At 75.1% G+C, this 26,325-nt stretch carries 20 protein-coding genes and 1 pseudogene; 14 read left to right on the top strand and 7 right to left on the bottom strand.

What is annotated here, in order from left to right; all coding sequences use genetic code 11:
- Positions 1-10 precede the first annotated feature (10 nt).
- Positions 11-943, bottom strand: a complete 933-nt coding sequence (locus AB0G79_RS06990; RefSeq protein ID WP_360801328.1) for a LysR family transcriptional regulator — start codon at positions 941-943, stop codon at positions 11-13.
- A gap of 10 nt (positions 944-953) precedes the next feature.
- Entirely contained in the window at positions 954-1,949 is a 996-nt protein-coding gene (locus tag AB0G79_RS06985; RefSeq protein WP_360801325.1) for an EamA family transporter, read from the bottom strand.
- Between the two features lie 142 nt (positions 1,950-2,091).
- Between AB0G79_RS06985 and AB0G79_RS06980 the strand changes: the two genes are divergently transcribed.
- Entirely contained in the window at positions 2,092-2,610 is a 519-nt protein-coding gene (locus AB0G79_RS06980) for a MarR family transcriptional regulator (RefSeq protein WP_360801322.1), read from the top strand.
- 121 nt (positions 2,611-2,731) lie between these two features.
- On the opposite strand, the gene AB0G79_RS06975 is transcribed toward AB0G79_RS06980, so the two are convergent.
- Genes AB0G79_RS06975 through AB0G79_RS06965 form a run of 3 tightly spaced genes read right to left on the bottom strand, consistent with a single transcriptional unit; the run spans position 2,732 to position 5,319 of the window.
- Positions 2,732-2,959 (bottom strand): hypothetical protein, encoded by a 228-nt coding sequence (locus AB0G79_RS06975; protein ID WP_360801319.1) that lies wholly within the window; start codon positions 2,957-2,959, stop codon positions 2,732-2,734.
- 20 nt (positions 2,960-2,979) lie between these two features.
- Complete coding sequence (malQ, locus tag AB0G79_RS06970) at positions 2,980-5,121, bottom strand: 4-alpha-glucanotransferase (RefSeq protein ID WP_360801316.1); 2,142 nt, start codon at positions 5,119-5,121, stop codon at positions 2,980-2,982.
- Between the two features lie 27 nt (positions 5,122-5,148).
- On the bottom strand, positions 5,149-5,319 hold the full coding sequence (locus AB0G79_RS06965; protein WP_360801313.1) for a hypothetical protein: 171 nt from the start codon (positions 5,317-5,319) through the stop codon (positions 5,149-5,151).
- Between the two features lie 214 nt (positions 5,320-5,533).
- On the opposite strand from AB0G79_RS06965, the gene AB0G79_RS06960 reads away from it, so the two are divergent.
- Positions 5,534-8,890 (top strand): beta-N-acetylglucosaminidase domain-containing protein, encoded by a 3,357-nt coding sequence (locus AB0G79_RS06960; RefSeq protein ID WP_360801310.1) that lies wholly within the window; start codon positions 5,534-5,536, stop codon positions 8,888-8,890.
- A gap of 33 nt (positions 8,891-8,923) precedes the next feature.
- Here AB0G79_RS06960 and AB0G79_RS06955 read toward each other — a convergent pair whose 3' ends face one another.
- Positions 8,924-9,487, bottom strand: a complete 564-nt coding sequence (locus tag AB0G79_RS06955) for an HNH endonuclease (protein WP_360801307.1) — start codon at positions 9,485-9,487, stop codon at positions 8,924-8,926.
- A 273-nt stretch (positions 9,488-9,760) separates the two neighbouring features.
- Between AB0G79_RS06955 and AB0G79_RS06950 the strand changes: the two genes are divergently transcribed.
- The 11 genes from AB0G79_RS06950 to AB0G79_RS06900 all read left to right on the top strand — a co-directional run bounded on the left by AB0G79_RS06950 (position 9,761) and on the right by AB0G79_RS06900 (position 25,482).
- Positions 9,761-10,822 (top strand): mechanosensitive ion channel family protein, encoded by a 1,062-nt coding sequence (locus tag AB0G79_RS06950; protein ID WP_360801304.1) that lies wholly within the window; start codon positions 9,761-9,763, stop codon positions 10,820-10,822.
- A gap of 157 nt (positions 10,823-10,979) precedes the next feature.
- The gene (locus tag AB0G79_RS06945; protein ID WP_360801301.1) at positions 10,980-12,230 is read left to right on the top strand and encodes an ROK family transcriptional regulator; all 1,251 of its coding nucleotides are present in this window, start codon (positions 10,980-10,982) and stop codon (positions 12,228-12,230) included.
- Positions 12,231-12,250: 20 nt separating this feature from the next.
- Positions 12,251-13,516, top strand: coding sequence for a 6-phospho-beta-glucosidase (locus tag AB0G79_RS06940; protein ID WP_360801298.1), 1,266 nt, complete (start codon positions 12,251-12,253; stop codon positions 13,514-13,516).
- Positions 13,507-14,499: a BadF/BadG/BcrA/BcrD ATPase family protein gene (locus tag AB0G79_RS06935; RefSeq protein ID WP_360801295.1), complete on the top strand. Its 993-nt coding sequence runs from the start codon at positions 13,507-13,509 to the stop codon at positions 14,497-14,499. Before AB0G79_RS06940 ends, AB0G79_RS06935 begins: the two co-directional genes overlap by 10 nt.
- A 334-nt stretch (positions 14,500-14,833) precedes the next feature.
- Positions 14,834-16,264, top strand: a complete 1,431-nt coding sequence (locus AB0G79_RS06930; RefSeq protein WP_360801292.1) for a hypothetical protein — start codon at positions 14,834-14,836, stop codon at positions 16,262-16,264.
- Positions 16,265-16,275: 11 nt separating this feature from the next.
- Complete coding sequence (locus AB0G79_RS06925; RefSeq protein WP_360801289.1) at positions 16,276-17,379, top strand: glutamate ABC transporter substrate-binding protein; 1,104 nt, start codon at positions 16,276-16,278, stop codon at positions 17,377-17,379.
- Positions 17,380-17,413: 34 nt separating this feature from the next.
- Positions 17,414-18,691 (top strand): hypothetical protein, encoded by a 1,278-nt coding sequence (locus AB0G79_RS06920; protein ID WP_360801287.1) that lies wholly within the window; start codon positions 17,414-17,416, stop codon positions 18,689-18,691.
- A 59-nt stretch (positions 18,692-18,750) separates the two neighbouring features.
- A complete protein-coding gene (locus AB0G79_RS06915; RefSeq protein WP_360801284.1) occupies positions 18,751-21,261 on the top strand; it encodes a tetratricopeptide repeat protein in 2,511 nt (836 codons plus the stop codon).
- 2 nt (positions 21,262-21,263) lie between these two features.
- Positions 21,264-22,694, top strand: a complete 1,431-nt coding sequence (locus AB0G79_RS06910; protein ID WP_360801281.1) for a PP2C family serine/threonine-protein phosphatase — start codon at positions 21,264-21,266, stop codon at positions 22,692-22,694.
- A gap of 70 nt (positions 22,695-22,764) precedes the next feature.
- Positions 22,765-24,108 (top strand): VWA domain-containing protein, encoded by a 1,344-nt coding sequence (locus AB0G79_RS06905; protein WP_360801278.1) that lies wholly within the window; start codon positions 22,765-22,767, stop codon positions 24,106-24,108.
- A gap of 45 nt (positions 24,109-24,153) precedes the next feature.
- On the top strand, positions 24,154-25,482 hold the full coding sequence (locus AB0G79_RS06900; RefSeq protein WP_360801275.1) for an FHA domain-containing protein: 1,329 nt from the start codon (positions 24,154-24,156) through the stop codon (positions 25,480-25,482).
- 6 nt (positions 25,483-25,488) lie between these two features.
- On the opposite strand, the pseudogene AB0G79_RS06895 reads toward AB0G79_RS06900, so the two are convergent.
- Positions 25,489-25,810: pseudogene (locus AB0G79_RS06895) on the bottom strand (methyltransferase); the annotation flags it as partial.
- A gap of 94 nt (positions 25,811-25,904) precedes the next feature.
- Between AB0G79_RS06895 and AB0G79_RS06890 the strand changes: the two are divergent.
- A complete protein-coding gene (locus tag AB0G79_RS06890) occupies positions 25,905-26,309 on the top strand; it encodes a globin (RefSeq protein WP_360801272.1) in 405 nt (134 codons plus the stop codon).
- Positions 26,310-26,325: the final 16 nt, after the last annotated feature.

Raw genomic sequence — 26,325 nt, 5'->3', positions numbered from 1 at the left:
ACGATGTCGTTCAGTTTTGCTGAACAGTTTCACGCGCTGCGGCGGCCTGCCGGAGCGCGGCGAGCACCCGGGCCACGGCGGGCCCCTCCTCCGCCCCGCTCCGGACGGCCGCGACGACGTGGCGGCGCGGCTGGTCGGCGGAGAGGACGCGCATGACGACGCCGGACCCGGCACCGGTCCCGCGGTCGGCGGAGGCCATCCGCGGGACGAGCGCGATGCCCATCCCGGCCTCGACCATGGCGAGGATCGCGGACCAGCCCGAGGCGCTGTGGGCCTGCTCGGGGACGAACCCGGCGGCCTCGCAGGCGGCGGTGGTGATCTCGGACCAGGGGCCGGAGCCGCCGAAGATCCAGGGTTCGGCGGCGAGGTCGGCGAGCCGCAGGCCCGGCGCGTCGGCGAGGGGGTGGCCGACCGGCAGGGCGACGTCGAGCGGGTCGGCGAGCAGGGGCGTGCGGCTGAACTTGGGGTCGCGCGCGGAGGGCGCGTGGGCGGCGAGCGAGAGGGCGAGGTCGACCTCGCCGGCGGCCAGGAGCTCGTACGCCTCCGCCGCCTCGGCCTCGCGGACCCGCAGGTCGAGCCCCGGGTGGGCGGTGCGCAGCCGGCGCACGGCGGGGACGACGAGGGCGGGCACGGCGGTCGGGAAGGCGGCGAGGCGGATCCGGCCCGCCTCGCCGCGGAGGTAGCCGTCGAGTTCGGCGTCGGCGCGCTCCAGCTGGGCGAAGACCGCCTCGGCGTGCCGCAGCACGAGGTGGGCGGCGTCGGTGAGCCGGACGCGGCGGCCCTGGGCCTCCAGAAGCCGCACCCCCAGTTGCCTAGAGAGGTTGGTGAGCTGCTGGGAGACGGCCGAGGGGGTCATGCACAGGGCCTCCGCGGTCGCGGTGACGGTGCCGCGATCACGGAGGCTGCGGAGGATCTGGAGCTTCTTGATGTCCCACTCGGTCATGGGGCGCAATCTACCGGCGGGCGGTGGCGAGGTGCTTCGGGCCGGACGACGGTTCCGTGGAGGTCCTTTCAGTGGTGCTGAACGGTTCGGCCTTCACGGGGGCGGAGTTCGCGGTGGCGGAGCCCGCGAGGGCGGGCGTCGCGAGGGCCGGCTTGCGCGGTCCCAGCTGGCCGACGAGCGTCGCGCCGAAGGCGATCGCCATGCCGGTGACCTGCACCGGGCCGAGCGCCTGCCCGAGGACCGCCCAGCCGACGACGGCGGCGGTGATCGGCGAGAGCGGGCCGAGGAGGGTGACCGAGGAGGCGCTGAGGCGCTCGATGCCGCGGAACCAGAGGAAGTACGAGACCGCGGTGTTGCCGAAGGCGAGGTACGCGTAACCGGCCAGGTGGGTGCCGGTGAGGGCGGGCGGGGCGCCCTCGACGAGGAAGGCGATCGGGAGGATGACAAGACCGCCGGCGGTGAGCTGCCAGCCGGTGAGCGCGAGGGCGCCGACGCCCTCGGGGCGGCCCCAGCGCTTGGTGAGGACGACGCCGGCCGACATGGAGAGCGCGGAGAGCAGTCCGGCGACGACCCCGACGAGGTCGAGCGCGGCTCCGGCCCTGAGGACGACGAGGCTGACGCCGAAGGCGGCGGCGACGGCGGTGAGCAGGGACTTCACGGTGGGCCTCTCGCCGAGGAAGAGGGCGGCGAGGCCGACGACGAAGAGCGGGCCGACGGAGCCGACGACGGCGGCGACGCCGCCGGGGAGCCGGTAGGCGGCGAGGAAGAGCAGCGGGAAGAAGGCGCCGATGTTGAGCGCGCCGAGCACGACCGACTTCCACCACCAGGCCCCTCGCGGGAGCTTGCGGGTGAGTGCGAGGAGCAGGAGTCCGGCGGGCAGGGCCCGCATGAGGCCGGTGAAGAGGGGCCGGTCGGGCGGCAGGAACTCGGTGGTGACGAAGTAGGTGGTGCCCCAGGAGACGGGGGCGAGGGCGGTGAGGGCGACGACGGCGGCCTTGCGGGACATGGTGGTTCCCCCTGACGCGGAGTTCCGGTTCCGGTGGCTGCGGGTCACCGGATCGGCTTGGCGGTAATTAACTTAGCACTAAGCTACTTACTTGCAAGTGGCTTTCTTGCCATCGAGGCGCGGGGAGGGGAACACTGCCCCCATGACCACGCAGAACCCGAACCCCGGTCCCGCGCACGACGCCGTCGACGCCATCGCGGACCAGTGGGCGGCCGTCCGCCCCGACCTGGACACCGTCCCGATGGCCGTCTTCGGGCGGATCTACCGGCTCGCCAACGCCATGCGCGGCAAGGTGGACAAGGCGTACGCGCCCTACGGCATGGCGCTCGGGGAGTTCGACGTGCTAGCGACGCTGCGCCGGTCCGGAGAGCCGTACACGCTCTCGCCGCGCGAGCTGACCGCCACGCTGATGATCACCACCGGCGGCATGACCGGCCGGCTGGACAAGCTGGAGAAGGCCGGGCTGCTCACCCGCAGCCCCGACCCGAACGACCGGCGCGGGCTGCGCGTGACCCTCAGCGAGCACGGCAGGGAGCTGGTGGACCGGGCCGTCGAGGCCGGGCTGGCGCAGCAGCGGGCGGCCCTGGAGGCGGCCCTCACGGAGGCGGAGGCGGAGCAGCTGACGGGACTGCTCCGGAAGCTGCTCGCGACGACGGCCTGAGCCGCGTCGGGCCCGGAGGCGCGGGCGAGCGCCTCCGCGCGCACGGCCGTACGCACGCGAGGGCGCCGCGCGGTACCTCGTACCGTGCGGCGCCCTCGACGGGAATCGTCAGAAGAGGCGGTTACGCCTTCTTGGACTTGTCGAGCACCATCACCAGGCCCGCGATGACCAGGAACAGCACCAGCGGGGCGACCACGAACAGGCCGAGGGTCTCGACGACCTCCAGCTTGGGGGCCGGGTCGTCACCGTCGTCGCGGGTGAGCGCGAGCGCGGGGGACGACATGAGCAGCATCATCAGCGTCGTACCGGCCGCGAGAGCACCGGCGCGCAGGGCGTTCTTCTTGTCCACCGCTCCAAAGTAGCGAACACCTAAACGAGCCGCGCGCCCGGGGGTGCCGTACGGGCGTGCAGCTCCCGCAGGAGCGCGTGGGCGCGGGGCGAGGCGGCGATCCGCTCCAGGGTGAGCGGCTGCCCGTCGGGGCCCGCGATCGGCAGCCGCCAGTTGGGGTACTGGTCCCAGGTGCCCGGCAGGTTCTGCGGTCTGCGGTCCCCCACCGTGTCCGGCAGCCACACCCCCACCATGCGCGCGGGGGTGGCGAGCAGGAACCGGTGGACGGCCTTGATCTCGGCCTCCTCGGCCCCCGGCGACCCCGGCACGCCCGGGGCTCCCGGCGTCCCCGGGCCCTCCGGGAGCAGCCCCAGCCGCTCGAAGAGGCCCAGCCACTCGGCGGTGTCGGCCGCGTCCGCCGCGCGCTCGCGCTCCAGGTCGCCGTCGAGCAGTCCGAGCCGGTGCCGCAGGACGACGTGCTCGCCGGAGAGCCGGGCTGCCGTGGACGGCAGGTCGTGGGTGGTGGCGGTGGCCAGGCACTCCGCACGCCAGGCGTCCGCCGGCACCGGGCGCCCGCCGCCCGCCCAGTCCCGCTCGAACCAGAGCACGGAGGTCCCGAACACCCCCCGGGAGGCGAGCTCCTCCCGCACGCCGGGCTCGACCGTGCCGAGGTCCTCGCCGATGACGAGGGCCCCCGCGCGGTGCGCCTCCAGGGCGAGGACGGCGAGCATCGCCTCGGCGTCGTACCGGACGTAGGTCCCCTCGGTCGGCTCCTGGCCCTCCGGCACCCACCAGAGCCGGAACAACCCCATCACGTGGTCGATGCGCAACGCGCCCGCGTGGCGCAGGATCTCGCGCAGGAGACCGCGGTACGGGGCGTAGCCCGAGGCGGCCAGGGCGTCGGGCCGCCAGGGCGGAAGGCCCCAGTCCTGGCCGCGGGCGTTGAACGCGTCGGGCGGGGCGCCGACCGACATGCCCGCCGCGAGGGCGTCCTGCTGGGCCCAGGCGTCCGAACCCTCCGGGTGGACGCCGACCGCCAGGTCGTGGACGATCCCGACCGCCATCCCGGCCTCCCGGGCCGCCTCGGCGGCCTCGGCGAGCTGGCGGTCGGTCAGCCAGGCCAGCCGGCAGTGGAAGTCGACGCGGGCGGCGAGCTCTGCGTCGGAGCGCACGACCGCCTCCGCCGAGCGCGGCGCGCGCAGCTTCTCGGGCCAGCTCCGCCAGTGGGGCCCGTGGCGCTCGGCGAGGGCCTGGTAGGTGGCGTGGTCCTCCAGGGCGCGGCCCCGCTCGGCGAGGAAGGCGTGGTAGTCGGCGCGGCGCCCGGGGCCGAGCTCCACTCCCCCGACGACGAGTTCGAGGGCGCGCCGCTTGAGCTCCCAGACGGCGTCCCGGTCGATCAGGACGCCCTTCGCGAGGACCTGTTCGCGCAGTTCGGCGGCGTCGGCGAGGATCCGGTCGAGCTCCTCGCGCGGGCCGGAACCCGCGCCCCCGCCCTCGCGCACGTACGCGTACTCGGGGATGGCCTCGATCCGCAGGTGGACCGGGTCGGGGAAGCGGCGCGAGGAGGGGCGGTACGGGGACGGGTCGCTCGGGGCGCCCGGCACGCCCGCGTGGAGCGGGTTCACCTGGACGAACCCGGCGCCGTGCGTGCGCCCCGCCCAGGCGGCGAGCTCGCGCAGGTCGCCGAGGTCGCCCATGCCCCAGGAACGGGTGGAGAGCAGCGAGTAGAGCTGGACGAGCAGGCCGTACGTGCGGCGGTCGGGGCCCGGCACGCGCGCGGGGCTCACGACGAGGGCTGCGGTGGCGGAGCGCCCGTCGGGGGCCTGCGCCTCGACCGTGTGGACGCCGAGGGGCAGCCGCCCCCAGTCACTCCCGGCCTCGCCGGTGAGGGTCTCGCCCTCCTCGGTGGTGACGCGGAGCCGGGTGCCGGGCGGGAGGCCGGCCGGGGGCCGCGCCGGGCCCTCCCCGGCCCGTACGACGAGGGTGGGCGGCAACAGGCGCTCGCGCTCGGCCCGTTCCGCCGCGTCGAGGGCGGCGGCGACCGCCTCGGGGGTCGTCGCGTCGACGCCCAGGGCGCCGAGGACGGCCACCACGGCGGTCTCCGGCACGACGACGGTGACGCCCGCGCTGGGGCTGTACTCGGTGGCGACGCCGTGACGGGCGGCGAGACGGGCCAGGGTCACTTCACACTCCGGTGGGTCTTCGTCCGGTCATGCTCCGGTGGGTTCGCTGGTCAGCGGGGCCGCCTCGGTCAGGGGCGGTTCGCTGATGAGCGGGGCCGCGTCGGGCAGCGGCGGCTCGCTGGTCAGGGGCGCGTCGGCACGGGCCGGCTGACGGGGTATCGGTATCCGTCCGGGGTGCGGGGCGGGGGTCGCGGTCACGGGGGTCTCCCGGTTTCCTGGAGCGAGAACTGACGGCGCCTTAGCCCTACCCACCGCACCTCGCTTTCCTACCGGCGGAGCGTGGCGAAGTGACGTCATCTCCGCGACGGCGCGCCGGGCAAAGGCGACAGATCGACCACCCGCATTGACACCTCCACGGGACGGGTGGTGGGGTCGTGACCCACTCGTGACCAACCCGCCGAAGGGAGTCCCCGTGCACCTCGGGCGCAGGAAGCGGACGGCGACGGCGGTCGCCGCGGCCGTGATCGGCGGGCTCCTCGGCGGCGCGGCCCCGGGCGCGGTGCACGCGTCGCCGGTCCCGCCCTCGGCCGACGCGCCGACGGCGGCCGCCGGCCCGAAGGCCGGCCCGGAGGCCACTGCGGGGACCGCCACGGGGACGGCTGCGGCAGCCGATCCGAGCGCCTCGACTTCCCCGGCCGGCGCTTCAGGGGCCGGTGCTTCAGGGGCCGGTGCTTCCGCGGCCGGTGCTTCCGCGGCCGCTGCTTCTCCGGCCGGTGCTTCTCCGGCCGCCACGCGCGCGGTGGCCGACGGATCGCGACGGGCCGCGTCCGCTCCCCCGCCGGCCGTCCGGCCGCTCCCGCAGTCACTGGCCGGACGCGGCCCCTCCGTACTCCTCGGGGACGAGGTCACGCTGGTCACGGACGAGGACACCGACCCGTACGCCCTCGACGCGCTCCGCGCGCTGCTCACGGCCGCCGGGGTGCGGACCGTCCACGAGGGGCTTCCCGGCGCGGGTCCCGTGATCCGGGCGGCCGGGCCGCGCGGCGAGGCCGCCGAGGAGGCGCTGACGGCCCTCGCGGTGCCCGAGCGGACCGATCTCCCCCGCGGCGGCTACCGGCTCGCGACAGGCCGCTTCCAGGGCCGTGACACGGTCGCCCTGGACGGCGTCGGCGAGGACGGCCTCTTCCACGCGGTCCAGACCCTGCGTCAGCTCGTCGGCGACGGCCGCGAGGTCCCCGGGGTCGTCGTCCGCGACTGGCCCGGCACGGCCGAGCGCGGCCTCGTGGAGGGCTTCTACGGCAGCCCCTGGACCGGCGAGCAGCGCCTCGCGCAGATCGACTTCCTGGGCCGCACCAAGCAGAACCGCTACCTGTACGCGCCCGGCGACGACCCGTACCGGCAGGCGCAGTGGCGCGACCCGTACCCGGCCGCGCAGCGGGCGGAGTTCCGGGCGCTCGCCGAGCGGGCCGCGGCCAACCACGTGACGCTCGGCTGGGCCGTGGCGCCCGCCCAGTCCATGTGCCTGGCCTCGGGCAAGGACGTGACCGCGCTGACCCGGAAGCTGGACGCGATGTGGGAGCTCGGCGTGCGCGCCTTCCAGCTCCAGTTCCAGGACGCCTCGTACGACGAGTGGCACTGCGACAAGGACGCCGACGCCTTCGGGAGCGGCCCCGAGGCCGCGGCCACCGCCCACGCGCGCGTGACGAACGCCGTCTCCCGGTGGCTGGCCGCGGCGCACCCGGACGCCGAGCCGCTGACGGTGCTGCCGACGGAGTACTACCAGGACGGCGCGACCGACTACCGCGCGAAGCTCGCCGAGGCGCTCGACTCGGACGTGCGGGTGGCCTGGACGGGCGTCGGGGCCGTCCCCCGCACGATCACCGGCGGCGAACTGGCCGGGGCGCGCGAGGCCCTGGGCCACCGCCCGCTGGTCACCATGGACAACTACCCCGTCAACGACTACGCGCAGGACCGGCTCTTCCTCGGCCCGTCCACCGGCCGGGACCCCGCGGTGGCCGCCGGGTCCGCCGCCTTCCTCGCCCACGCCATGGAGCAGCCGGCCGCCTCCCGCGTGCCGCTCTTCACCGCGGCCGACTACGCCTGGAACCCCAAGGGCTACCGCCCCCAGGAGTCCTGGCGGGCGGCCGTCGACGACCTCGCGGGTCCCGACCCCGCCGCCCGCGAGGCGCTGTGGGCGCTCGCGGCGAACGACGCCTCCTCGATCCTCGACCCGAAGGGCGAGTCGGCCTACCTGAAGCCGCTCATGGCCGCCTTCTGGTCCTCCCGCACGACCGCCGGCGAGGCGGTACGGGAGAAGGACGCGCGGAAGGAGCCGGTACGGGAGAAGGCGGCGCGCGAGCTGCGTGCGGCGTTCACGGCGATGCGCGAGGCCCCCGGGCGGCTCGCGGGGACCGCGGGCGGCACGCTCGACGACGAGACGGGTCCCTGGCTCGACCAGCTCTCCCGGTACGGGCTCGCGGGCGAGACGGCGGTCGACATGCTGCTCGCCCAGGCGCGCGGCGACGGCGCGGCGGCCTGGCAGGCGCAACTGCGCCTGGAAGACCTCAGGGAGGCCCTGGCGGCGAGTCCGGTGACGGTCGGCGCGGGGGTCCTGGACCCGTTCCTCACGCGCGCGGTGACCGAGTCGGCGGCCTGGACCGGCGCCGACAGGACCCCGCCGGGCCGCGCGGACCGCGCCCCCGACGCGTACACCGTCCGCCTCGACCGGCCACGGTCGGTGGAGGCCCTGACGGTGATGGCCGAGCCGGACGGCGACCCGGCGGGCGGGAACACGGGGGACGCGCGCGTGGAGGCGTACGTCCCCGGGGAGGGGTGGCGGTCGCTCGGCCCCCTGTCGGCCTCCGGCTGGACGCAGAAGACCGCCCCGAAGGGCCTGCGCGCGGACGCGCTGCGGGTCGTGTGGAGCGGCGACGGGCCCGCCCCCGAGGTGCGCTCGCTGGTGCCGTGGTTCGCGGACGGGCCGCGGGCCGGGGTCGGCCTGTCCCGGTCGGAGACGGACGCCGAGATCGGCGGCGCCGCCCAGCGGGTGGACGTCGAGCTGACGGGTCTGCGGGCGGGCGAGGTGCGCGGGCCGCTGACGGCGAAGCCCCCGAAGGGGATCGCGGTCCGGCTTCCCGGGCAGGCCGTCGTCGAGCGCGGCGCGCGGACGACGGTCCCCCTGGAGGTGTCGGTGGGCACGGCCGTGCCCGCGGGCTCGTACCGCGTTCCGGTCTCCTTCGCGGGCGAGGAGCGGGTCCTGACCGTGCGGGCGTTCCCCCGGACCTCGGGCCCCGACCTCGCGCGCGGGGCGACGGCCTCCTCCTCGGGCGACGAGACGCCGGACTTCCCCGCCGCTTCGGCCGTGGACGGGGACGCGACGACCCGGTGGTCCTCGCCCGCGGAGGACGGGGCGTGGTGGCAGGTGGAGCTGGCCGAGCCCGCGCGGATAGGCCGGGTGGTGCTGCACTGGCAGGACGCGTACGCCTCCCGCTACCGCATCCAGGTCTCGGCCGACGGCCGCGTCTGGCGCACGGCGGCGACCGTCGCGGACGGGCGGGGCGGGCGCGAGACGGTCCGCATGGACGCGGCGGACACGCGCTTCCTGCGGGTGCAGGGCGAGGCGCGGGCGACGCGGTACGGCTACTCCCTCTGGTCGGTGGAGACCTACGCGGTGGCGCCGGTGGAGCCCCCGCCGGGGAAGAGCACGCCCGGGAAGGGCACACCGAAGAACGACGCGAAGGACACACCGGAGTCGCGCGTGCCGGAGGAGAACGCGCCGGAGCGGGACGGGGCGGAGCGGGACGGGGCGGAGACGCCGGGCACCCCGTGAGAGACGGGTGCCCGGCTACGCGAAAGGCCCGGCTCAACCCGTCGTCAGCGCCCCCACAGGGGCGTCCGCGACGGAGTCGATCCGGGCCATCACGTCCTCGGCACCGTACGGCTGGAGGTAGGGCAGCCAGCGGGGGTCCCGGTGTCCGGTCCCGATGATCCGCCAGGCCAGGCCGGTCGGCGGGGCCGGTTGGTGGCGCAGCCGCCAGCCGATCTCGCGCAGGTGCCGGTCCGCCTTGACGTGGTTGCAGCGGCGGCAGGCCGCCACCACGTTGTCCCAGGCGTGCGTGCCCCCGCGGCTGCGCGGCACGACGTGGTCGACGCTGGTGGCGACGGCCCCGCAGTAGGCGCAGCGCCCGCCGTCACGGGCGAAGAGGGCTCTGCGGGTCAAGGGAACGGGCCCCCGGTAGGGGACCCGCACGAAGCGCTTCAGTCGCACCACGCTGGGCGCGGGGACGACTTGGGTCTCGCTGTGCAGGAAGGCGCCGGATTCCTCGATGCAGAGAGCCTTGTTCTCCAGGACGAGGACGAGTGCGCGGCGGAGCGGTACGACGCCGAGCGGCTCGTACGACGCGTTGAGGACCAGGACATGCGGCACGGATGCCTCCAATGGCGCCGGCGGCGCGTGGCTCGCGCCGGGACGAACTGCTCTCAGTTTCTCCTCATGCCCGGTCGACGCGCCACCACGTTCCGCGATCGGAGTGAGGGGTCACGGGGTGTTCTCGACCACATCGGCATCTCCATCTCTCCCTCTACTTGCCCAGGTGGGACCGGTCTCTCCCTCGAACACCGCAACGGAAGCGCGGCCGACGGACATCCGACGCCCCGTTAGTGTGGATGGCCTGCGTACGCGATGCCTGGAGGTTTCCCCGTGTCCTGGACCGCCCTGGCGGCTGCCACCGATCCCGAACAAATCCCGGTGACCCTGGACGAGGCCGCGGAGCAGGCCGGCAACGCGGCGAGCTGGGTGGAGCAGAACTGGTCCACCTGGCTGAACACCGGCCTGCGCATTCTGCTGATCATCGTCGTGGCGCTCGTGCTGCGCTGGGCCGTGCGCCGGGCCCTGACCAAGCTGATCGACCGGATGAACCGCTCGGCGCAGGCGGTGGAGGGGACGGCCCTCGGCGGTCTCCTGGTCAACGCCGAGCGGCGGCGGCAGCGCTCCGAGGCCATCGGCTCGGTGCTCAGGTCGGTGACGTCCTTCCTGATCCTGGGCACGGCCGGGCTGATGATCCTCGGCGCGTTCAAGATCGACCTGGCGCCGCTGCTCGCCTCGGCCGGTGTGGCCGGTGTCGCGATCGGCTTCGGCGCCCGGAACCTCGTCACGGACTTCCTGTCCGGCGTCTTCATGATCCTGGAGGACCAGTACGGCGTCGGAGACTCGGTCGACGCGGGGGTGGCCTCCGGCGAGGTCGTCGAGGTGGGGCTGCGCGTGACGAAGCTCCGGGGCGTCGACGGCGAGATCTGGTACGTCCGCAACGGCGAGATCAAGCGCATAGGGAACCTGAGCCAGGGCTGGGCGACGGCCGCCGTCGACGTGACCGTCCGTCCGACGGAGGACCTGGAGCGGGTGCGGTCGGTGATCGCCGAGGTGGCCGAGGCCATGGCGAAGGAAGAGCCGTGGAACGAGCGCCTGTGGGGCCCGGTCGAGATCCTCGGCCTGAACGAGGTGCTGCTCGACTCGATGACCGTCCGGGTCTCCGCGAAGACCATGCCGGGCAAGGCGCTGGGAGTGGAGCGCGAACTGCGCTGGCGGATCAAGCTCGGCCTGGACGCGGCCGGCATCCGGATCGTGGGCGGGCTCCCGGCGCAGGCCGAGGAGCCCCCGGCGGACCCGACGGCGGGCATGGCGGCGCCGTCGGCCTTCGCCTCGGCGACCTCGCCGCAGTCCGCGGCGGCGACGCCGCTGCCGAGGACGGACATGTCGAAGTAGCGGCCGGCCGGTCGGCCGTCCCGACGCCCCCGACGCCCCCGACGTTCCTCGTCGGGGGCGTCCGGCGTTCCCGGGGTCCTGACCCTGCCCGGGGCTTGACCCTGCGCGCAAACTGATAGGAAACTTTCCTTACAGTCTTGGAAGGCAGGTGCGCCCCATGTCCGTCCCCGGCACCCCGCGCGTGCTGCGGGCGATGAACGACCGCGCGGCCCTCGATCTCCTCCTCGCCCACGGTCCGCTCTCACGGACCAGCGTCGGCGAGCTCACCGGCCTCTCCAAGCCGACCGCCTCCCAGCTCCTCGCCCGACTCGAAGCCGCCGGGCTCGTCGTCGCGAGCGGCACCTCGACGGGCGGGCCGGGGCCCGGCGCCCGGTTGTACGAGGTGAACGGACGGGCCGCGTACGCCGCCGGGCTCGACGTGAACCAGCACCGCGTCCTCGCCGCCGTCGCCGACGTCACGGGCACGGTCGTCGGCGAGTACGAGCTCCGCGGCTCACCGCCCGGTGCCGACCCGGTCCGGCAGGTGACCGAGGCCCTCGACGGCGCCGCGCGGACCGCCGGGATCGCCCTCGGGGACGTACGCCACCTGGTGATCGCCACCCCCGGCGCCTTCGACCCGGCGACCGGCCTGCTGCGGTACGCCGCCCACCTGCCCGGCTGGCACTCCCCCACCCTCCGGGAGGAGCTCGCCGCCGCGCTGCCGATGCCCTTCGCGTACGAGAACGACGTCAACCTCGCCGCCGTCGCGGAGCAGCGCGCGGGGGCCGCGCGGGGTCACGAGGACTTCGCACTGCTGTGGAACGAGGAGGGCATCGGCGCCGCGCTCGTCCTCGGCGGCCGGCTGCACAGGGGATTCACCGGCGGCGCCGGCGAGGTCGGCTTCCTGCCCGTCCCCGGCACTCCCCTGACCCGCCGGGTCACCGAGGCCAACTCCGGCGGCTACCAGGAACTGGCGGGCGCCCACGCGGTACCGGCGCTCGCGCGGGCGGCGGGCGTCGCCGTTCCCTCCGTGACCGGGACGCCTGCGGTGCCTGCCGACACGAGCGGCGTGGTCCGGGTGCCCGCCGTGGACGTGGCGACCGGGCTGCTGAGCGCGGCGGCCGAGCACCACGAGGGCGACGCCCGGTACGCCGAGCTGCTCGACCGGTACGCCGAGCGGGTCGCGACCGGGCTCGCCTCGCTCGTCGCCGTGCTCGACCCCGAGCTGATCGTCCTCGCCGGGGACGTCCTCCTCGCCGGCGGCGAGCCGCTCCGCACGCGCGTGCGTGCCGAACTCGCCGACCTCGCGGCCTCCACGCCGGAGCTCGTGCTCTCCGCCGTACCCCGGCGGCCCGTCCTGCGGGGCGCTCTCGAAAGCGCCCTCACCCGTACTCGCGACGAGGTCTTCGACACCTCGCGCCGAACCTGAGAGAAGGGCTGGCACTCGTCATGAAGCTCGCTGTCGTCGGGGGCGGATCCACCTACACCCCCGAGCTGATCGACGGGTTCGCGCGGCTGCGCGACACCCTCCCCGTCACCGAACTCGTCCTCGTCGACCCGGCCGCCGAGCGGCTCGACCTCGTCGGCGGGCTCGCCCGGCGGATCTTCGCCAAGCAGGGCCACGACGGGCGGATCGTCACCACGAGCGACCTGGACGCCGGGGTGGAGGGCGCCGACGCCGTGCTCCTCCAGCTCCGCGTCGGCGGGCAGGCGGCCAGGAACCAGGACGAGACCTGGCCCCTGGAGTGCGGCTGCGTCGGCCAGGAGACCACCGGCGCGGGCGGTCTCGCCAAGGCGCTCCGCACGGTCCCCGTCGTCCTGGACATCGCCGAGCGGGTCCGCCGTGCCAACCCGGACGCCTGGATCATCGACTTCACCAACCCCGTCGGCATCGTCACGCGCGCGCTGCTGCGGGCCGGGCACAAGGCCGTCGGCCTGTGCAACGTGGCCATCGGCTTCCAGCGGAAGTTCGCGAGGCTCCTCGACGTGGCCCCCGCCGAGGTCCACCTCGACCACGTCGGGCTCAACCACCTGACCTGGGAGACGGGCGTACGGCTCGGCGGGCCCGGGGGCGAGGACGTGCTGCCGCGCCTGCTCGCGGAGCACGGCGACACCATCGCCACCGACCTCCACCTGCCGCGCCTGGTCATGGACCGCTTCGGCGTCGTCCCCTCGTACTACCTGCGGTACTTCTACGCGCACGACGAGGTGGTGCGCGAGCTCGGCAGCAAGCCCTCGCGGGCCGCCGAGGTCGCGGCGATGGAGCGGGAGCTCCTGGAGATGTACGGGGACCCGGCGCTCGACGAGAAGCCCGCGCTGCTCGGCAGGCGGGGCGGCGCCTTCTACTCGGAGGCGGCGGTGGACCTGGCGGCCTCGCTCCTCGGCGGCGGGGGTTCTCCGTACCAGGTGGTGAACACGTACAACAACGGCACGCTGCCGTTCCTGCCGGACGACGCCGTCATCGAGACGCAGGCGGAGGTGGGCCCCGACGGCGCGGTGCCGCTGCCGGTGGCGCCGGTCGACCCGCTGTACGCGGGGCTGATCGCGAACGTCACGGCGTACGAGATCCTGGCGCTCGACGCGGCGCTGCGCGGGGGCCGGGACCGGGTGTTCAAGGCGCTCCTCGCGCACCCGCTGGTCGGACAGTACGCGTACGCCGAGGGGCTCACGGACCGGCTGATCGCGCACAACCGGGAGCACCTGGCGTGGGCGTGAACGCCGGCCCGGCCGGGGCGCTGCTCGCGATCGACGCGGGGAACAGCAAGACCGATGTCGTGGTGCTGTCCCCGGACGGGGCCGTCCTCGGGTCGGCGCGGGGCGGCGGGTTCCAGCCGCAGGTGGTGGGGGTGGAAGCGGCGGTCGACCGGCTGGCGGAGATCGCCGGGCGGGCGTGGGAGGCGGCCGGCGGGTCCGGGGAACCCGGCCTCTCCCATGTCACGGCCTGTCTCGCCAACGCCGATCTGCCGGTGGAGGAGGAGGGGTTGCGCCTCGCGATCGATGCGCGGGGCTGGGCCCCCTCCGTACGGGTGCACAACGACACCTTCGCGCTGCTGCGGGCCGGGCTCGACGAGCCGCGCGGGGTCGCGGTGGTGTGCGGGGCCGGGATCAACTGCGCCGGGATGGCCCCCGACGGGCGGACCGCGCGGTTCGCGGCGCTGGGGAAGCTCTCCGGGGACTGGGGCGGGGGCGGCGGGCTCTCCGAGGAGGCGCTCTGGCACGCGGCGCGGGCCGAGGACGGGCGCGGCGGGCCGACGGAGCTCGCGCGGGCGCTGCCCGCGCACTTCGGCCTGGGGACGATGGCCGAGCTGATCGAGGCGCTGCACCTGGGCCGGATCGCGCACGAGCGGCGGTACGAGCTGGCGCCGGTGCTGTTCCGGGTGGCGGCGGCGGACGACCCGGTCGCGCTCGGGCTCGTGCACCGGCTCGCGGAGGAGGTCGTCGCGCTGTCGACGGTGGCGCTCGGGCGGCTCGAACTGCTCGGCGAGGAGGCGCCGGTGGTGCTCGGCGGCAGCGTACTCGCCGCCCGGCACCCGCAGTTGGAGGGGCGAATCGTCGAACTCCTCGGCGTCCGGGCGCCGAGGGCGACGATCCGGTTCGTCACGGCCCCACCGGTCCTGGGGGCGGGGCTGCTCGCCCTGGACGAGGCGGGCGCCCCGGCGGAGGCGGGGGCGCGGCTGCGGGAGGCGTACGCGGGCTGAAGGGGTCCTGCGGGGGGGCGAAGGGTGCGGGGGGGGGGCGAGGGGCGTACGCGGGGCGAGGGGCCTGCGGGGGCGAGGGGCCTGCGGGGGGGCGAGGGGCCTGCGGGGGGGGCGAGGGGTCCCTCTCGCCATGTTCACCTGTTCGAGCGACCCCCGGTCAGGAACCGGCGTCGGCCGGGGGACGTATTCATGGTGAGGGGGATCGCCCGCGGATGTGCCGGGGGCATGAGGCACGATAGGGACAAGATCGCGTCATTTTCGGTGTGCGGACGGGCCCGTGGCGGCCATACTGCTCGCCGGACGGACCGACGTCAGCGACCCAGGGGGAGGTCACGTGACACACCCGCCGAGCGCGTCCGCCGCACCGGCGGCGCCGCAGGCCACGGCGCCCGCGCCGGCCCACCCGGGCCAGGTGCCGGCGCAGCCGTCCGCCGCGCCCGCCGCTGGTCCACCCGCGGGGGGCGGGGCCTGGGCCGTGGGCCGGGAGCGGCTCAAGGAGACCGCGACGACGGAGCCGGGCCGGCTCCGGATCCTCGGTGCCGTCCTGGCGCTGCTGGTCGTCGCGTTCGGGGCCGTCACCGCCTTCGAGGTGTCCGGGCGCGAGTCCGCCGCAGACGACGTGGTGAGCCGCAGCCAGCCGCTGAGCGCCGACGCCGCCGCGGTCTACCGCTCGCTGGCGGACGCGGACACGACGGCCGCGAGCGGCTTCCTCGCGGGCGCCCTGGAGCCCGAGGAGTCCCGCGAGCGGTATCGGAAGGACATCGCGACCGCGGCCCGCCTGCTGGTCAAGGCCGCGGCCAACACCGACGGTTCGAGCGAGTCGGCCCGCGAGATCGCCACGCTCAACGAGCAGCTGCCGCGCTACACGGGCCTCATAGAGCGCGCCCGGGCCGCCAACCGGCAGGGGCTGCCGCTCGGCGGCGCCTACCTGCGGTACGCGAGCCAGACGATGACCACCGAGCTGCTGCCGGCCGCCGAGCGGCTGTACGCGGCGGAGACCGCGCGCCTCCACCAGGACGACGACTCCGCCCGTTCCTGGCCGTTCCCGTCGATCGCGCTGGGGGTGCTCGTCCTCGGGGTGCTCGCGTGGGCGCAGCGCCGCGACTACGCCCGGACGCACCGGGTGTTCAACAAGGGGCTGCTCGCGGCCACGGCCGCGTCGCTCGCGGTCCTGGTCTGGCTGCTCGCCTCGCACAGCCTCGCGCGTGCGGAGCTGAACACGGCGCGGGAGGACGGACAGGACTCGCTCCAGGTCCTCAACCAGGCCAGGATCAGCTCGCTCACTGCGCGCGCCAACGAGAACCTCACCCTGGTCGCCCGGGGCGCGGTCCTCACCGAGGACGGCAAGAACGACAAGTACGAGGCCGAGTACACCGCGAGCATGAAGGCCCTGACGTCGGCGCTCGCGACGGCGCGGGAGCACGCCGACGACGACGCCGGGCGCGGCCCGGTGGACGAGGCGGCCTCGCGGACGGGCGAGTGGCAGAAGCGCCACAAGGCGGCCCGCGCCGAGGACGAGTCGGGCAACTTCGAGGGCGCGCTGGGCCGGGTCATCGGCTCGAAGGAGTCGACCGGCCAGTCCTTCGACCAGGTCGACGCGGCGCTCGAAAGGGCGCTGGCGCACGAGCAGACCGAGTTCACCCGGTCCGCGGAGGACGCGCGGGGTGCGCTGACGGCGCTGCCGCTGGGGGCGGCGGCGCTCGGGATCCTGGGCGCGGCGGGAGCCGTGCTCGGCGTCAACCGCAGACTGTCGGAGTACCGGTGAAGGGGGGCGGGATGCCGGAGACCACGGAGCGCACGGAACACACCGAGAGCGCCGTGAACGCGAGCAGGGCGGAGCTCACCGGGCGCACGGAGCGCACGGACCCGCTGGTCCGGCGGGCCGCGCGGCGGCTGCGGGGCTGGGGCGGGGTCGCCGCGATGGCCGTGGCCTGCGGGGTCACCGCCTCGCTCGTCCTGCTGCCCCTCGGCCCGGACGGGAACGGCGCCGGGACCGGACCGGCCGGCGTCGGCGGACGGGTCCAGGTCGGGACCGACGCGAAGGCCGACACCTGCGAGAACCCGGAGGCGTCCCTCCAGCCCTCGTCGGCTGACGGGCCCTCGATCGCGGCGATCAAGGCACGGGGCAAGCTGGTCGTCGGCGTCGACCAGTCCAGCTACCGCTGGGGTTACCGGAACCCGGAGAAGGGCACGCTCGAAGGCTTCGACATCGACCTGGCCCGGGCCATCGCGCAGGACATCCTGGGCGACTCCGATGCCGTGATCTTCCGTACGATCCCGACGAACCAGCGGATCGCCGCCCTGAACAGCGGCAAGGTCGACCTCGTCGTGCGCACGATGACGATCAACTGCAAGCGGATCCAGCAGGTCGCCTTCTCCACGGCCTACTTCCAGGCCGGGCAGCAGGTCCTGGCGCCGAAGCTGTCCGAGTCGATCACGGGGTACGACTCCTCGCTGAGCGGCAAGCGGGTCTGCACGGCCGAGGGTTCCACGGCGTACGAGGCGCTGGAGGCGAACTCGTTCGGCGCGGTCTTCAAGGACGAGGGCGACGGCACCAAGGCGGACAAGGACCTGCTGACCGTGCCCAACCAGCTGGACTGCCTGGTCAGACTCCAGCTCGGCGAGGTCGACGCGGTCGTCACGGACAACGCGCTCGCGGCCGGCCAGGCGGCGCAGGACCCGGCGGTCGAGCTCAAGGGCAGGCCGTTCACCACGGAGTACTACGGTGTGGCCGCCAAGCTCGGCAACGACGACCTCGTCCGCCGGGTCAACAAGGTCCTGGTGGACTACCGGAAGGGCCCCTGGCAGGACGCGTACAAGCACTGGCTCCAGGCGGACCTGCCCGGGATATCCGGGCCGCCGGCTCCCCTCTACAAGTGAGCAGTCCCTGTACACGCGGCGGAAGAGGTGATCGATGGGCGTCACGGGACCTCCTGATCCGGTGATGGACCGGGACGAGGTGGACCGTGCGCTGGGGCGGCTCGACGCCGAGCACAAGGCGGTCGAGGACTCGCTCCTCGCGCTCCAGGACCACGCGGGCCGCCGGCTGCTCGAAGGAGCCGCGTTGACCGGTGTCACCCGGGACCGCTGGGCGACGGCCGAGCGGACCATCACCCTGCTCTGGACCTGCTTCGACGTCTACACGGACGCGCTCCGCGAGGCCCGCGAGGTGCGGGCGCGGCGCCGCTGGCCCGGCCGGGACGAGCTCGTGGAGCTCACCGAGCGGCTGCGCGGCGAGAGCGTCGTGGTCGCGGGCGGCGCGGGTGAACAGGGGCTGCTCTCCGAGCGGTTCTCCCTGGACGGTCTGGTGCGGCGGATGAACGAGCTGTACGCGTCCTCGCTCGACGTGGTCGTCACCGCCGACGCCGTCTGGTCGGCGCTGCCGGCCCGGATAGACCTGCTCGCGGCCGAGCTCGGCCGGACGCGGACGCTGGCGCACGCGGTCGGCGTGCGGCCCGGGGAGCATCCGGCCGGGGACGAGCTGGAGGAGATCTCGGCCGAGCTGGCCGCGCTGCGCTCCCAGGTGGTGAGCGACCCGCTCGCCTTCTGGCAGCCGGCGGTGGGCAGTTCGGCGCCCGGCGGGGGCCGTCCCGACACCGCGCGGTACGACCGTGCGGCCCTGGCCCTGGAGGACATCCGGCGGGAGATCGAGGCGGTCCTGGCGGTCCGGCAGGACTCCGAGGACCGGCTGCTGCGGGTCCGCGACGTGCTGGTCAGGGCGGACCGGACGCTCGCCGAGGCGCGGTCCGCACGCGGCGAGGTCCTGGCGAAGATCGCCGCGTCCGAGGTGCCGGTGGTGAGCGGTCCGCCGACCGCGCTGCACGAGCGGCTGGCCGCCGCCGCCGAGTACCGCAGGCACGCGCGCTGGCACCGGCTCTCCCCGCTCCTGGACTCCCTGGAGCAGGAGGCGGACGACGAGTTGGCTCGGGCCAGGGAGTCGCTGACGGCGGTCACGGCGCCGCTGGCGGTCCGGGCCGAGCTGCGCGGCCGGCTCGACGCGTACAAGGCGAAGGTCGCGCGGCTGGGGGCGGCGGAGGACCCGCTGCTCATCGAGCGCTACGACACGGCGCGCCGGATGCTGTGGAGCGCGCCCTGCGACCTGCGGGCCGCCGAGCAGGCCGTGCTGCGCTACCAGCGGGCCGCGGCGGACGTACTGTCCGGCCCGAGAGATGCCGGAGGACGACAGTGGTGAGCGGGGAGACGGGCGTGGGGAGCTGTCAGCGGCCTTCGTGCGAGGGATCGTACGAGGACATGGGAGGCGGCGAGCTGTACTGCGACACCTGCGGGCTCGCCCCGGTCGTCGCACCCGGCGGGCTGATCGGCTCGACGCGCACCGGCGTGGCCGTGCCCGGGAAGAACACGGGGACGGACTCCGGCCAGGTGTCCGGGTTCGGGTCCGGTGTCGGGTCCGGCGTCGGCACCGGCGGGCGGGATTCGAGTTCCGCGCGGAGCTCCTCGCGGGCCTCGTCGCGTGCTTCGTCGCGCTCCTCGTCGTCCCGGCGTTCGGTCTCGGGGCGGCTCTCGCGTTCGCTCTCCGGGCGCACCGGGGCGCGTTCGGTGTCGGTGCGCAGCTCGGGCGCGTCGTCCGGGCAGTCGGCGCGCAACCGGCTGGGCGCGGGCCTGGTGACGATTCCGGAGGTTCCCCGTCCGGATCCGCGCGGCGCGGTGATGAAGAACCCCGAGGTTCCCGAGCGGAAGCGTTTCTGCTCCCGCTCCGACTGCGGCGCGCCGGTGGGCCGTTCGCGCGGCGACCGGCCGGGGCGCACGGAGGGCTTCTGCACCTCGTGCGGACACCCGTACTCCTTCGTGCCGAAGCTGCGCGGCGGGGACATCGTCCACGGCCAGTACGAGGTCGCGGGCTGCCTCGCGCACGGCGGTCTCGGCTGGGTCTACCTCGCCGTCGACCGGGCCGTCTCCGACCGGTGGGTGGTGCTGAAGGGCCTGCTCGACACCGGCGACCAGGACGCGATGGCCGCGGCCATCTCCGAGCGCCGCTTCCTCGCGGAGATCGAGCACTCGAACATCGTCCGGATCTACAACTTCGTCGAGCACCTCGACCAGCGCACCGGCTCCATGGACGGCTACATCGTCATGGAGTACGTCGGCGGCAAGTCGCTCAAGGAGATCGCCAACGAGCGGCGCACCCCCGACGGGCGGCGCGACCCGCTGCCGGTCGAGCAGGCCTGCGCGTACGGGATCGAGGCCCTGGAGGCGCTCGGCCACCTGCACAGCAGGAACCTGCTGTACTGCGACTTCAAGGTCGACAACGCCATACAGACCGAGGACCAGCTGAAGCTCATCGACATGGGCGCGGTCCGGCGGATGGACGACGAGGAGTCGGCCATCTACGGCACCGTCGGCTACCAGGCGCCCGAGGTGGCCGAGGTCGGCCCGTCGGTCGCCAGCGACCTGTACACGGTGGCGCGCACGCTCGCCGTGATGACCTTCGACTTCCAGGGCTACACGAACGTCTTCGTGGACTCGCTGCCCGAGCCGGAGCACATCGAGGTCCTGCGGACGTACGAGTCGTTCTACCGCTTCCTCGTCCGCGCCACCGACCCGGACCCGGCACGGCGGTTCGCCTCCGCGCAGGAGATGGCGGAGCAGCTGACGGGCGTGCTGCGCGAGGTCGTGGCGCTCCAGTCGGGGCGGCCGCGGCCCGCGCTGTCGACGCTCTTCGGCACCGAGGTCCGGGTGACGGACACCGCGCTCTTCGCCGAGCTGACCGAGGACGTCTCGCTGCTCGGCGCCCGGAAGGACCGGCGGAAGGGCCGGGGCGCGCTCCCGTCGGCGGCCCTGCCTCCGCAGGGACTCGGCCACGGCCTCGGGTGGCTGCTCGCACCGCTCGACGTCCCCGCCACCGCGCTCGCGCTTCCCGTGCCGCGCGTCGACGCGGCCGACCCCAACGCCGGTTTCCTCGCCGGTCTCCTGGCCGCCGCGCCCTCCGAGCTGCTCGGGGCGCTCGCCGCCGCGCCCGCGCCCTCGGCCGAGCTCCGACTCGCCACCCTGCGGGCCCACCTGGAGCTGGGCGACCTGCCCACCGCCGTGACGACGCTCGCCTCGCTGGAGGAGCGGGACCCGGACGACTGGCGGGTGGTCTGGTACCGGGGCGTCGCCTCGCTGGTGACCGGGGACCACGAGCAGGCGGCCCTGGCCTTCGACGCGGTCTACGACGCCTTCCCCGGCGAGCCCGCGCCGAAGCTGGCGCTCGGCGTCTGCGCCGAGGTCCTCGGCCAGCTGGACAACGCGGCGGAGTACTACCGCCTGGTGTGGGCGACCGACCCGGGCTTCGTCAGCGCGGCCTTCGGGCTCGCCCGGGTGCAGCTCGCGACGGGTGACCGCGCCGGGGCCGTACGGACCCTGGAGTCCGTGCCGGAGGCCTCGATCCACTACACGGCGGCGCGGGTCGCGTCCGTGCGCGCGCGGCTGCGGCGGCGCCCCGCGAGCGAACCGCTCGGCGCCGAACTGACCGCCGCCGCCGCGCAGGTGTCCGCGCTCCAGGGCTTCGGCCTCGACGCGGTCCGGCGGGAGCAGCTGTCGACGGAGGTGCTCGGGACGGCGCTCGACTGGGTACTCTCCGGTAGTCCCGGCGCGGCACCGGGCGGCGGTGCGCTGCTGCTCGGGAGCAGACTGGACGAGCGCGGACTGCGCTTCGGCCTCGAACGCTCGTACCGGGTGCTCGCCCGGCTCGCGCAGCGGGGCGAGGAGAGGATCGAACTGGTGGAGCGGGCCAACCGCTTCCGTCCCCGGACGTGGGTGTGAGGATGTCCCAAGACCCCAGGAACCACCCGCGGCCGACGCCGTCGCACGGTCTCGCCACCTGCCCCGGCTGCGCGGAGCCGGTGGACTCGGGTGACCGTTTCTGCGGGGCGTGCGGCCACGACCTGTCGGCCGTCCCGGCGGAGGCCGGCCCCGACCGCCCGACCGTGCCGATCGCCACGCCCGTGGTCTGGCCGGACGCCCCCGCCAGGGAGCCCGGTTCGCTGTCGACGGCGACCCAGCACCCCGGCGACCTGCCGGGCACCGACTCGGGCGGCCGCGACCTGCCGACGACGGCGGTCCGCACGGACCGAGGCCGCACGGCCGGCGCGCCCGCCGCCGGCGCGCCCGCCTCTGGTACGGCCTCCGGTGGTGCGGCCTCCGGTGACTTCGAGCTGGCCGCGCCCGATCCCCGTACGGCCGTACGAGCGGAACCGGCACAGGCGCAGGCACAGGTCCAGCCGCAGGCACCGGCGACGCCCACGGCGTCCGCCCTCGCCGCCCCGACCGCCCCCGGAAGTACCGTGTGCGTCGCCTGCCGGGCCGGGCGGGTCGACACCGACGGCTACTGCGAGAACTGCGGACACGCCCAGCCCCGCGAGCGGGACCACATGGAGCGGGAGCTCGACGCGGTCGCCGCCGTGAGCGACCGGGGCCTGCGCCACCACCGCAACGAGGACGCGTTCGCCGTCTCGACGACCACGCTCCCCGACGGCTCCCCCGCCGCCCTCGCCATCGTCTGCGACGGCGTCTCCTCGGCGACCCGCCCCGACGAGGCCTCCGCCGCCGCCGCGCGGGCGGCCGGTGACACGCTGCTCGCCGCGCTGCCCCGGGGCATCCACCCGCAGCAGGCGATGCACGAGGCGATCGTCGCCGCGTCCGAGGCCGTCAACGCCCTTGCCGAGGAGCCCGGTCGGGACGGCGCCGAGCACGACCCGCACCGCAACTCCCCGGCCTGCACCATCGTCGGCTCGGTCGTCGCCGACGGCCTGCTCGTCGTCGGCTGGATCGGCGACAGCCGCGTGTACTGGGTCCCCGACGACCGCTCCGCCCGCCCCGCCCGGCTCACCGAGGACGACTCGTGGGCGGCCCAGATGGTCGCCGCGGGGCTGATGAACGAGGCGGAGGCGTACGCGGACGAGCGCGCCCACGCGATCACCGGCTGGCTCGGCGCGGACGCGTACGAACTCGACCCGCACACCGCCTCGTTCAAGCCCGACCGCTCCGGCGTCGTCGTGGTCTGCACCGACGGCCTCTGGAACTACGCCGAGAGCGCAGAGGACATGGCCGGGGTCCTCCCGCCCGACGCGGCGGACCGACCGCTGCACGGCGCGCAGGCCCTCGTCGGCCACGCCCTGGACGGCGGAGGCCACGACAACGTCACGGTCGCGCTGCTCCCGTTCACCTTCACCCCCGAAGGGGCAGGCTCCGCCTGAGAGCGGTCGCCGGTCACCCTTCCCCTCCCCGTTTGTCCCTGCCGCACTGCCGTCCGAGGAGCCGAAACAGATGGCGAACTTCTCCAAGCCGACCGTGCCGCGGTTCTCCGTGGACGTCTACCAGAACGAGTTCCTGCCCGAGGGCGGCCGGGACGTCAGCGCGATCGTCACGGTCACCTCGACCGGCGGCGGCACCGGCGGCGGCTTCGTGGACGGAGCGGGCGGCCCGGGGGGCGCGGGCGGTTCCGCCGGTGTCGTGCTCATGGTCGACTGCTCCGGTTCGATGGACTACCCCGCCACCAAGATGCGCGGCGCCCGCGAGGCGACCGCCGCCGCCATCGACACCCTCCGCGACGGCACCCGCTTCGCCGTCGTCGCCGGCACGCACGTCGCCCGCGAGGTCTACCCCGGCAACGGCCGCCTCGCCGTGGCCGACGAGCAGACCCGGGCCCAGGCCAAGGGGGCGCTGCGGGGGCTGAGCGCGGGCGGCGGCACGGCGATCGGCACCTGGCTGCGGCTCGCCGACCGGCTGCTCTCCTCCGCGGACCTCGCCATCCGGCACGGCGTCCTGCTCACCGACGGGCGCAACGAGCACGAGACCCCGGAGGAGCTGCGGGCCGCGCTCGACGCCTGCGCCGGACGGTTCACCTGCGACGCGCGCGGCGTGGGCACCGACTGGGAGGTCAAGGAGGTCACCGGGATCGCCTCGGCGCTCCTCGGCACCGCCGACATCGTCGCCGACCCGTCCGGGCTCGCCGCCGACTTCACGGCGATGATGGAGCGCACGATGGGCAAGGGCGTGGCGGACGTCATGCTGCGCCTGTGGACGCCGGTCGGGGTCGAGATCGGTTTCGTGAAGCAGGTGGCGCCGACGGTCGAGGACCTGACGGACCGGCGCACGGAGGCCGGGCCGCGCGCCGGTGACTACCCGACGGGTTCGTGGGGCGACGAGTCCCGCGACTACCACGTGAGCGTGCGCGTCCCGCAGGCCTCGGTGGGGCAGGAGATGCTCGCCGCCCGGGTATCCCTCCTCGCTCCCGACCCGGCGGGCGGCGACCCCCGGCCGCTGTCCCAAGGGCTGGTACGGGCCGTGTGGACGGACGACCTCGCGATGTCGACCTCGATCAACCCGCAGGTCGCGCACTACACGGGGCAGGCGGAGCTCGCGGACGTCATCCAGCAGGGCCTGGACGCCCGCAAATCGGGCGACCGGGACGGCGCGACGGCCAAACTGGGCCGCGCGGTGCAGCTCGCGGCGGCCTCCGGCAACGCGGATACGGCGAAACTGCTTTCGAAGGTGGTCGACGTCGTCGACGCGGCGACAGGTACTGTGCGTTTGAAGGCGAAGGTCGCGGAAGCGGACGAGATGACACTCGAAACCCGCTCCACCAAGACCGTTCGCGTCAAGAGGTAGCCCGGCCCGCCGGGCCGGACGACGACGAGAGGGGGAAGCACCGACATGCCGACCTGCCCGAACGGACACCAGTCGGTCTCCGACGACTGGTGCGAGGTCTGCGGCCATCGCATGGCCGGGGCGGGCGCGCCTGCGGGTGCCGTGCCGCCGCCTCCCCCGCCGCCGCCCGCGTACGGATACCCGGGTCCCGGCCCCGGTGGCCCCGGTGGCCCCGGTGGCCCCGGTGGCCCCGGTGGCCCCGGTGGCGGCTTCGGGCCCGGTGGGGACCCGAACGCGACCGCCCAGGCGGAGCTCTGCCCGCAGTGCCGTACGCCGCGCGAGCACATGGCGCCGTTCTGCGAGGAGTGCCGCTGGAACTTCCTCACGAACACGGCGACCTCGTACACGCCGCTGGCCCCGCCGCCGCAGCACTCCGGCCCGCCGCCGGGTCTGAACCTGCCGCCCGGCTTCCAGTCCCCGCCGCCGCCCCCCGCGCCCCCGGCGCAGCAGCCCGACCCCTTCGGCTACCAGGGCTCGCGGCCCTCGCAGGTGAACCGTCCGGCCGAGCCCCTGGGCGCCGAGCCGACGCACCACCAGGCCCCGCCGCAGCGTCCGCCGATGCAGCAGCCGCCGGCCCCGCCCGTACAGCAGCCGCCGATGCAGCAGCCCCCGCAGCCGCCGTCGCAGCAGCAGCCGACGGCTCCGCCCGCGTTCCTCCAGGCGCCGCCGCAGGCCGCCCCGGTCCAGGCCCCGCCGCCGCCCGCGCCGCCGCGGCCCGAGCCGCGCGCGGACGACGACTGGGTGCTGTCGCCGCCCTCGCAGCCGCAGCCCCCGCAGCCGCCCGCGCACCAGGCGCCGCCGCAGGCTCCGCACCCGGCGGCACACCAGGCCCCGCACCAGGCACCGCCCGCGCAGCAGCACCAGCCGCCGCACCAGGGCGCGCCCGTGCAGCAGCCGCCTCAGCAGCAGTTCCAGCCGCCGCAGCCGCCGGCGGGCTGGACCGCAGTGATCGCTCCCGACCGCGAGTACTTCATGGCGATGATGCACCGCAGCGGGCCCGAGGCCTCGGGCCTCAACCTGCCCGCGTACTCGCCGGCGAAGCACCTGCCGCTCCAGGGCACCCAGGTCTCCATCGGCCGTCGCCGGCACTCCACCGGGGAGTCCCCCGACATCGACCTGTCGGTGCCGCCGGAGGACCCGGGCGTCTCGCACCAGCACGCCGTGCTCGTGCGGCAGCCGGACGGTTCGTGGGCGGTGGTGGACCAGAACTCCACCAACGGCACCACCATCAACGGCGGCGAGGAGCCGATCCAGCCGTACGTCCCGGTCCAGCTCCAGGAGGGCGACCGGGTGCACGTCGGCGCGTGGACGACGATCACGATCCGCCGCGGCTGACGGTTCTCAGGCGGGCAGGGGCCAGGCGTGCGGACCTCCGGGGTCGTCGAGCCAGGCCCACTGCCGGTCGCCGCTGACCGTGACCCCGAAGCGCTCCCGCTCCGGTCTGCCCTCGCGCAGCCAGAGCGAGAGCGCTTCGCGCCTGTCCAGGGTCCCGTCGACGAGCCCGCTCAGGAAGGCGAAGCGCTCGTCCCCGCCCGGGCCGTGGCGCGGGAGGCGGGCGGCGGCGCCCCGCAGCGCCACGAAGTACGCCGGGGTGTCGAGGAACCGGCCCCTCCGCGTGGGTCCCGTCGCGGACGGCGAGCAGCAGCAGCCCGGGGGCGAGCGGTCGGGCAGGCGGTACGGGCGGTACGGGCGGTACGGGCGGTACGGGCGGTCCTAAGCCTCCGGTCCTCGGCCGGGTCATCTGAGACGATGGAACGGTGAACGAGATTCCCGGGGAAACGGTGCAGGAGCGGACCTTCTACGAGCAGGTCGGCGGCGAGGAGACGTTTCGCCGCCTGGTCCGGCGCTTCTACGAGGGCGTCGCGGAGGACCCGCTGCTGCGTCCGATGTACCCCGAGGAGGACCTCGGTCCGGCGGAGGAGCGCTTCGCCCTCTTCCTCATGCAGTACTGGGGCGGCCCCCACACGTACAGCGACCACCGCGGCCACCCGCGGTTGCGGATGCGCCACGCGCCCTTCGTCGTCGACCAGGCCGCGCACGACGCCTGGCTGGGTCACATGCGCGTCGCCCTGGACGAGCTCGCGCTCGCGCCGGAGCACGAGGCGGAGCTGTGGCGGTACCTGACGTACGCGGCGGCCTCGATGGTGAACACCGCCGGCTGACGCTCGGGGTTTTCTC

Origin of the sequence: Streptomyces sp. NPDC020807 (assembly GCF_040641575.1) — a bacterium.
Taxonomy (GTDB): Bacteria; Actinomycetota; Actinomycetes; order Streptomycetales; family Streptomycetaceae; genus Streptomyces.
Note: the sequence above shows the minus strand (reverse complement) of the source record. Positions and strands in the feature narration are given on the sequence as shown.